At 32.9% G+C, this 8,090-nt stretch carries 9 protein-coding genes and 1 pseudogene; 7 read left to right on the forward strand and 3 right to left on the reverse strand.

The window, feature by feature from the left end:
• Nucleotides 1-83: 83 nt before the first annotated feature.
• The 5 genes and pseudogenes from AC07XN_RS21965 (at nt 84) to AC07XN_RS21985 (ending at nt 3,770) form a co-directional block, all read left to right on the forward strand.
• Nucleotides 84-857 carry an SPOR domain-containing protein gene (locus tag AC07XN_RS21965; protein WP_494744601.1) on the forward strand — a complete coding sequence of 258 codons (774 nt, stop codon included), beginning with the start codon at nt 84-86 and terminating at the stop codon, nt 855-857.
• 166 nt (nt 858-1,023) lie between these two features.
• Nucleotides 1,024-2,040: an XAC2610-related protein gene (locus AC07XN_RS21970; RefSeq protein ID WP_494744602.1), complete on the forward strand. Its 1,017-nt coding sequence runs from the start codon at nt 1,024-1,026 to the stop codon at nt 2,038-2,040.
• A gap of 33 nt (nt 2,041-2,073) precedes the next feature.
• Nucleotides 2,074-2,514: pseudogene (arr, locus tag AC07XN_RS21975) on the forward strand (NAD(+)--rifampin ADP-ribosyltransferase).
• Between the two features lie 66 nt (nt 2,515-2,580).
• Complete coding sequence (locus AC07XN_RS21980) at nt 2,581-3,081, forward strand: endonuclease V (protein WP_494744603.1); 501 nt, start codon at nt 2,581-2,583, stop codon at nt 3,079-3,081.
• A gap of 62 nt (nt 3,082-3,143) precedes the next feature.
• A complete protein-coding gene (locus tag AC07XN_RS21985) occupies nt 3,144-3,770 on the forward strand; it encodes a class I SAM-dependent methyltransferase (RefSeq protein WP_494744604.1) in 627 nt (208 codons plus the stop codon).
• A 91-nt stretch (nt 3,771-3,861) separates the two neighbouring features.
• On the opposite strand, the gene AC07XN_RS21990 is transcribed toward AC07XN_RS21985, so the two are convergent.
• Nucleotides 3,862-4,641 carry a phytanoyl-CoA dioxygenase family protein gene (locus AC07XN_RS21990; protein WP_494744605.1) on the reverse strand — a complete coding sequence of 260 codons (780 nt, stop codon included), beginning with the start codon at nt 4,639-4,641 and terminating at the stop codon, nt 3,862-3,864.
• 347 nt (nt 4,642-4,988) lie between these two features.
• Here AC07XN_RS21990 and AC07XN_RS21995 point away from each other — a divergent pair, with 347 nt between their 5' ends.
• A complete protein-coding gene (locus tag AC07XN_RS21995) occupies nt 4,989-5,909 on the forward strand; it encodes a hypothetical protein (protein ID WP_494744606.1) in 921 nt (306 codons plus the stop codon).
• Between the two features lie 101 nt (nt 5,910-6,010).
• On the opposite strand, the gene AC07XN_RS22000 is transcribed toward AC07XN_RS21995, so the two are convergent.
• On the reverse strand, nt 6,011-6,619 hold the full coding sequence (locus tag AC07XN_RS22000) for a porin family protein (protein ID WP_494744607.1): 609 nt from the start codon (nt 6,617-6,619) through the stop codon (nt 6,011-6,013).
• Between the two features lie 273 nt (nt 6,620-6,892).
• Here AC07XN_RS22000 and AC07XN_RS22005 point away from each other — a divergent pair, with 273 nt between their 5' ends.
• Entirely contained in the window at nt 6,893-7,327 is a 435-nt protein-coding gene (locus AC07XN_RS22005; RefSeq protein ID WP_494744608.1) for a KTSC domain-containing protein, read from the forward strand.
• Between the two features lie 103 nt (nt 7,328-7,430).
• On the opposite strand, the gene AC07XN_RS22010 is transcribed toward AC07XN_RS22005, so the two are convergent.
• On the reverse strand, nt 7,431-7,829 hold the full coding sequence (locus tag AC07XN_RS22010; protein ID WP_494744609.1) for a hypothetical protein: 399 nt from the start codon (nt 7,827-7,829) through the stop codon (nt 7,431-7,433).
• Nucleotides 7,830-8,090 lie beyond the last annotated feature (261 nt).

Below are 8,090 nucleotides of genomic sequence, written 5' to 3' on the forward strand. Positions count from 1 at the left end.
GCCATTATATTGCTATCTCCACATTGGCTAATACCCCAACTTGCTAAGTAACTATAAAACAATAACCTTTAAAATATCAAAAAATGGAAAAGGAAACTAACACAGAAAACGCTGATTCTAAATTGAACTTTGAAAAATATAAGTTCAACATCGAGTTATTTAAATGGTTAATTGGTAGCGTAGCTTTAGTAATAATTACCTTAATAATTGATACAAAATTTAAAGACAGAACGGCAGGACTTCAAGAAATACAACACTATGATAAGTATGTAACAGACCTGATTATTCTAAATAAAGAAGTAGGTCCAAGAAGATTATTAGCACAATACTTTGCAAACGTGACAGCTTCTGACGAATTGAGAGAAAGATGGAAAGAATATTACAAAGAAGTAGATAAAGAGTATAAGGAATTAATTAAACAAGATTCAATCACAAAAATTGAATTAAATAAACTAAAAAGTAAAGACTCTACAGAACAAACTATTTCAGACAAATTAAAAGTCCAAGATTTAAAAGAAAAACAGAAAGAAATAAAGATTCAAATAAATTCAGAAGTTACCCTCCCATCAGATAATCCAAATGAAGAGTGGTTAATAATAGCTGGAGGTGTAGCAAATTTAGATGAAGCAAAACAGCAAATAACTAAGATAAAAAATTTAAATCTTAATTTAAATGGGATTATATACAAAAAGGAAAATATGTACAGAGTTGTTATTGGTCCTTTCTTAGCAAGGAATTCTGCCCAATCTTCATTAGTAAGTGTAAAGAACAATATTAATAATGATGCATATGTTGTAAGACTGAATTCATGGTGTACTAATTCTCAAGCAATGGCAGGCTTCATTGAGTGCAAATAAATTGATGGTTTTTGTGATACTTTTGTATTATTATGAAACTAAAAAAGGCAAACTATTATATAAATTGATTAAAAAACAACTAGCCTCTACGTCGTTGTGCGATAGCTTAAAGAACAATATCGAACTATTGATAAAAAGGATTTATAATATACTAAACCCTACCCTAATGAAAACTTTTTTGACACTACTTTTTTCAATTTTCACAACACTAGCCTTTTCGCAAAAGGTTTTTACAGTTGACAATTTTTCAAATGAATATTATGGTGAAGTACATATCACCAGCTCTGATGACGTGTATAACAAAGGTTGGATAGCCATTTATGAACGAAAAACAAAACAGCGAGTTATAAGAGTATTTTCCGATGAAATTGTGTTAGAACTTCATGCGAATAAAGTCATGGCGAATATTAAATCGTTGGGATATGGGGAACAAAGTTTAATCATGTATGATGACTTTAATTTTGATGGCATAAAAGATTTCGCAATAAGCGATGGACAGAATAGTTGTTATCATGGACCTTCTTTCAAAATCTATTTAGCTACAAAGAATGAATTTATTTACAATAATGATTTTACAAGATTGGCTCAGGAATACTGTGGAATGTTTGACATAGATGCTGAATCAAAGAAAATCTATACAATGACCAAAAGTGGATGTTGTTGGCATGAATATTCTGAATTTATAGTAGTAGATAATAAACCAAAGGCAATTAAAGTAGTTACTGATGAACCAGATAGAATATTCAGTCTCACTACTGAAGAAGTTTGGAATGGGGAAAAAATGGTAAAAAACACGATTAGAACGCTTGATTTAAACCAAGAAGGTCTTGAAGTCTTTCTTTCTTTTAATCTTCCTAAAAACAATAAACGAGTAATGCTCATTAATGTTGATAATAGTGCACTTTATTATGTTCTTGCCAAAAAAGATAGTACCATCGAATTTGCATATCCTATAAAATCAGATTATAAAAGTCCAGATTTTTATTTTGACCGTACTACAACCAACCTATCAGTCACCTTTAAAAATAACGATGCTACTTATAAAATTTATGAGTTACAAAATGAAATTGGAATTAAAATTACTTTCGGTGGTAAAACATCTTTCTTGATTGGCGACATAACTACTAAAAAAGGCAGTTTGGATTGGCTCCGAAAAGTGATGCTTGACAACGTACATTATTAAATTGTAATTATAAACGTCCCTCAAAACACAAAAATGATAGAAATCAAAACAAGCATATCTGATAAGACGGAAGTTCTAGATAATGGTCCCTTTTATCACGGAACGAAAGCAGATTTGTAAATTGGCGATTTGCTGACAGCTGGGTTTAGCTCGAATTACAAACCCGAAATCATCATGAATCATATTTATTTTACAGCTTTGGTGAATGGAGCGGGGCTTGCTGCGACCTTAGCCAAAGGTGATGGTTCTGAACGTGTTTATATCGTTGAACCGATGGGCAGTTTTGAAAATGACCCAAATGTTACCGATAAAAAATTTCCGGGTAATCCTACTCGCTCCTATCGTAGTCAAGCACCCTTGAAAGTCGTTGGTGAAGTAACAGATTGGGTGAGACTGACACCCGAAGAGATTGCACAATGGCGTGAAAGGTTGGCAAACATTGAAGCGAATCCGAATGCAGTGATTATCAATTAATGGCTAAAAATCGTTTTTCCTCACTTTGTGATACCATAATCCCAAAAGATTTTTATAGATAATATTATGATTTTATGCTTTGATACTTATTATTTTGACAATAAGGCAAAAACGGTTTGTATCGCTTTTGAAAGTTGGGAAAACGATGAAAACTATCAAGTAACTACTGAAATACTAGAAGGTATTGAGGAATATCAATCAGGAGAATTCTACAAAAGAGAATTACCTTGCATTATGAGTTTACTTGAAAAGATTCAACTCGAAAATATTGAAACAATTATAGTGGATAGTTTTGTGTTTTTGGACGATAATCAAAAGCTTGGTTTGGGCGGACATTTATATAGGGAATTAGGTTCGACGATTCCAATTATTGGAGTTGCCAAGACAAACTTTGCCACCATAGAAAAAAACAAAAGGCAACTTTTGAGAGGGAAAAGTATAAAACCTCTTTACATAACATCTATTGGTATTGACCTTGACAAGGCAACTGAGTTAATAAAAAATATGAGTGGTCCAAATAGAATTCCCACTTTATTGAAAACGTTAGATACATTAACAAAGGAATAAAGATTTATAATCCGTCAAAACTCACTTAGGCAATCTCTTGCTTTCTTTTAATATATGAAATAATGACACATAAAGATAAACAACCCGAGTTTTGGGAGGCAAACTTTATCGAAAAACAGGAAATGTGGGGCTTTGAACCTTCAAAATCTGCGGTGTTAACAAAGGATTTTTTCATTCAACACGCTGTAAAAAATATACTTATCCCTGGCTTTGGTTATGGACGGAATGCGCAGATTTTTATAGATAATGGCATTAAAGTAACGGGCATTGAGATTTCGGCAACAGCGATTGCTTTGGCTAAAAAACATTATGGCACAAATACCACTATCTATCATGGTTCTGTAACAGATATGCCATTTGATGATGATCAGTATGATGGAATATTTTGTTATGCGTTGATTCATTTGCTAGATGATAATGAAAGACAAAAGCTCATCTTAGACTGCTATCATCAACTATCTGAGGGTGGTTATATGGTGTTTACAGCTATATCCACAGAAGCTCCTACTTATGGCAAAGGCAAGCTTATTAGCAAAAATCGCTATGAAATATTCGAAGGGGTTAAGATGTTTTTTTACGACAGGGAATCTATCCATGCAGAATTTGACAAGGCTGGACTATTTGAAATCTTATCAATCAATGAAAGTCAGCCGTTCTTTTTAATTAAATGTAGGAAAACGAAGTCCTAAAAATATTTGCTAGTTTTTGAGTATCTAGCTGAGTCTTTAGTATCCAGAGGTCGTCAAATAGCAACCTCTGGAATTAAAAACTATTCTTTACCTAGTCCAACGCTAAACGAATAGCTTGTTCGACAGGTGAATAGCCAACATCAGAATCTGCAATAGTTAATTCATTTCGCAATAATAAAGGGGGCTGAGCCATAAATTTAGGGATATTTCCTTGATGGGCTTGTGTTGAATGCACCAAAAACGGATGACACAAATAAACTGTACCTGCCTTTCCTATGGCGAAAGCTTCTTCTCTTTTAGGCAATTCATCTAATTTCCCTGCCAGTTCCATAAAAGAAAGCCCTGAATCTCCTTTTTGAGATAACACCTTTGCCACATCGATATGCGACTTTTTGTAAATGATAGTCGGGGCATCGTTTACGCTGACATCCGAATACAAAACCAACATCAATAAGGCTCTGCCTTTTGATTTGACATTGACACGCCACTCAAAATAATTAGTTGGGTCGTCACCCGAAAAACTTGCATCAACGTGTTTACCCGTATCATTCGGTTGTTTCGCACTGGGGAATCTAACTGGAAATGTACCTACACTCTGACAGGGAATCCATTTTCCTACACCCACCAATTGATTAAAAATATTTTGCAATGTTGGGGTATTAACAGAATCGATAAAGGGCTGTTGGGAATACATTCCTAGACGAACTACGGGTTCTGTCCAAGTTTGGGGATTAGAACGGTCAAAAGGAATATCCTTCCATAAAATATCTACTATTTCTTTCGCAATTTCCGAAGAAAATGCATGATCAATTCGAATGAAGCCTTCTGAAATAAACTGTTCTATTTCATTTTTATTTAATACGGTTGCCATAAAGTTTTTTTGCTTTAATTTATCATCATTGAACAATAACTAGCCTTGCACTATCAATAAGTTAGTGCATTGCCTTTGGAACAAAGCGGAAAAAGAATATTAAAGCATTACGGTCATCCTCATAAAGCAAATATAAAAATAATCGACAAATTTGAAAAGAAATCGTGTTTTAGGAATTAAGGGTTAATCAAATAAAAGTTTATTAGATGGATTGGACATATTAGAATAATTATATAGTTTTAAGAATAGTAAAAAACAAAATGATTGATTTTTATTTTAGAGGATAAAACATCAGTAATAATTTCAAACACTCAATATTTCTTCAACCCATTAAACAATCATAAAATATGATTTCACAACTATTTATTGACATTGAAAATGCCTTCTACGCTCAAAGAATTTCAGCAATAAAAAAAGATGAAGAACAGTATCTAGACCTTCAAAAGGATGAATTTCTAAAAGACTTAGCAAGTTTTTCAACAGGTTGTGCTGGATATTTTATCGAAATAAAACCTGCCAATGAAAACTTCATACAATTACATATCTATGTGAATGATGCTGACGATGCTGCTACTATTTTTAAAATTATTGCTACCTCCGAATATACACAAATCATTAAAAAGCTACGTTTTTTTCATAAAGGCGGGCAAGCAAATGGGACAGTCGAGCTTTATTTTAGTGAATTATTATCATACAATTCTTTTCCGAACTTAGCCTTTTTTTATACACAACATTATTCAAAAGATGGTTCTTTAATTGCTTCGATGGATGGAGGATTCGATGAAGGGGGACTAGGTGGTAAAATTTTGGATTCAATGCCACAATTAAGAGCTTTAAATTTAGTGTCTGCCCCTAATGAAAATTTCTTTCAAAGGGAATTTCATCCTATTGAAACATTAGAAGTGCGAGCAGGCTATGACAATAATAACTTTATTGAAAGGCTTTCTGTAGCTAATTGTTTCCCAAAATTAAAACATTTTAGTTATCAAGATATTAATATAGAGTTTAATCAAATTCCTGAAGATTCAGTATTAGCATATGAAGTTATTGAGAAATTCATGGAATCGAAAAACTTTCCTGAATTAGAGGTGCTAAGTTTAATAGAACTGAAACTAACTGAAAAACAGTTAGAAAAGCTAAAAAATACTCATTTAGGGAGAACGATTAAAACACTGGTATTGGCAAATCAAAGGGATGAGGGATATGAAAATTCTGAAGAATATAGACAGAAAAGAGATTGGTTTATCAATACATATTTTTCTTACTAATTCGGATACTCGTCTAGTATAAGTAACGCTGTAAAAATACAAAATCTCCCTTCTACTCTCATTGAGTAAAAGGGAGATTTATATTATATCGTTTTAAACAATTAGAGATTTCCTATCGGGAAGCTTACTCCTACATTTATACCCAAATTTCTGTTCATGCTGTTACTAGTGGTAGATTTTGTAGCATCTGTTAGGCCTAAACCATAACGAGCATCTACATTCAACCAAATTTGGTCTGCTAAAGCATAGTTAAACCCTCCTCCTAATGTTACACCAAAATCAGTACTCGAAAAATTTTGTCCGTTTGGATTCAAATCAATACCATTTTTGTCTTTGGCATTTAATAAAAAGTTTACGTGAGGCCCAACAAACAATTTTGGTCTAAAAGAGCCTGCTGTGTTTTCACCTGCGAAATAATAAGTAAACAACACTGGCACTTGTAAGTAATTCAAATTGATTGAATTGTCTACATTTTTCACCTTTGCGCCCAATTCATTATATAATACCTGTACACCTACGCCAAACCAATTTTTACTACTGTAGTTGAAAAATGCTCCTGCTGCGAGTCCTGTTTTAGTGGAGGTATTATCGTTTGAAGATAAATTAGAAAAATTTACACCAGCCATTGGGCCAAAAGATAAATTTTGTGCTTTCGATAAGCTAGCCACTAATAAAATAGCTACAATGAATAAACCTGTTTTCTTGTTCATAACTTTAATGGAATAATTGAATGATAATTAATTACTGTTGATGGTATTAAAAATATTATTCCATTGTTGGTTCATAGCTGATTTGGCTATGATTGGTTATAAATAAAGAACTGGGGTTTACTGAAATTCCCCAAAATTCCCCAAAATACACACAGTAACAAGCTTTTTTATGTTTCGATAAGTATTAATCCTTAATTTTGTAGCTGAATAATAAAATAAGACTTAAAAGCATTAACAGGTGTTTAATGTGGTTATTCACATTTTGATAAACTCATGAAAAAAATCAATTCTTATAGAACACTCTTTGGTGCAACAAAAACAACTGAGCTTTCTGAATTAAAAAAAACATATAGAAATCTGATAAAAGAGTGGCATCCTGATAAAATTCAAGATAATGAGGAGCTACAAGCACAAGCCGCGGTGAAGAGTAAGGTAATCATTGAAGCCTATAATCTTTTGGTAGGTATTGCGCCAGAAACACATTTGGCTAATGCAGAAGAGTACACTCGTATCACAACAACTTCTATCATTGAAGATTTTGATTATAAAGATGAAACGTTAAAAATCATCTTTCAAGATAATGTGGTATATGAATATTTCGGTGTGCCTAAAAATACTTATGTGAAGCTTGTTAATGCTCCATCATTGCCAAGATTTGCCAAAAGACATATCTTTCATTCTTTTACTTATAGAAATGTGAGTAAGTAGAGGCCTTCCTTATTTCTAGTGAGATAAGGATTTGTTGACGATTATAGGTTAACAAACTTAATCCTTCCTATAATAGGAAGGATTAAGTTTAATAGTAGATTTGCTACATCATCCTAGCCTTTATATGCTCCGTTTCAGCATTAGATATAGCGTCTTGAAACTTCATTGCATGGGCTTTTATAGTCCTAATATTGTATTTTTCCTTTTCCAGTTCCTTTACCATTGCTAAATAATAGCCGTTTGCCACTTTATTATATTGCTTAACAGCCAAGCAGGCAGAACTTTTCGTATCTATTTTACCGATGTATTTTTCTACCAAAGCGAAAAACTCCTCTGCTTTTTTCAAATTTTTCCCTGCATTTTGTACAAGTTCTAACAATTCTGCTTTCGTCAGAGACTCTGCCAGTTGGACAGCCGAAATTTGTTCTAAGGCAACCGTATAATGTTCTGATACTTGCTTAGAGTCTTTTTCTTCTAGTTCTGATTGTGTTTGGGCAAACAAATTTATAGCGCATGAGACTAATATTGCCCAATAAGAAAATGTGAATAATAGTTTTGAGATTTTCATGATTGTGTCAATTACATTTTACAAATAAATTACCTCGTTCTTTTCAAGTTTTATCACCTTTCTATTAGCTGGTGATTTAAGCTATAATGATTACCCATAAGGATATAAATAACTGATAATCAAGGCTCTTATTCCTAGCGAGGGACTTAAGTCCCTCGCTAGGAATAAGAGCCTCACGTAGTCAGGCTGTGACAT

Source organism: Arcicella sp. GW458-12-2-14-TSB2 (assembly GCF_059423785.1).

Coding starts and splice junctions, on each gene's coding strand:
- AC07XN_RS21965 (WP_494744601.1), top strand. CDS start 84: ATGGAAAAGGAAACTAACACAGAAAACGCTGATTCTAAATTGAACTTT.
- AC07XN_RS21970 (WP_494744602.1), top strand. CDS start 1,024: ATGAAAACTTTTTTGACACTACTTTTTTCAATTTTCACAACACTAGCC.
- AC07XN_RS21980 (WP_494744603.1), top strand. CDS start 2,581: ATGATTTTATGCTTTGATACTTATTATTTTGACAATAAGGCAAAAACG.
- AC07XN_RS21985 (WP_494744604.1), top strand. CDS start 3,144: ATGACACATAAAGATAAACAACCCGAGTTTTGGGAGGCAAACTTTATC.
- AC07XN_RS21990 (WP_494744605.1), bottom strand. CDS start 4,641: ATGGCAACCGTATTAAATAAAAATGAAATAGAACAGTTTATTTCAGAA.
- AC07XN_RS21995 (WP_494744606.1), top strand. CDS start 4,989: ATGATTTCACAACTATTTATTGACATTGAAAATGCCTTCTACGCTCAA.
- AC07XN_RS22000 (WP_494744607.1), bottom strand. CDS start 6,619: ATGAACAAGAAAACAGGTTTATTCATTGTAGCTATTTTATTAGTGGCT.
- AC07XN_RS22005 (WP_494744608.1), top strand. CDS start 6,893: ATGAAAAAAATCAATTCTTATAGAACACTCTTTGGTGCAACAAAAACA.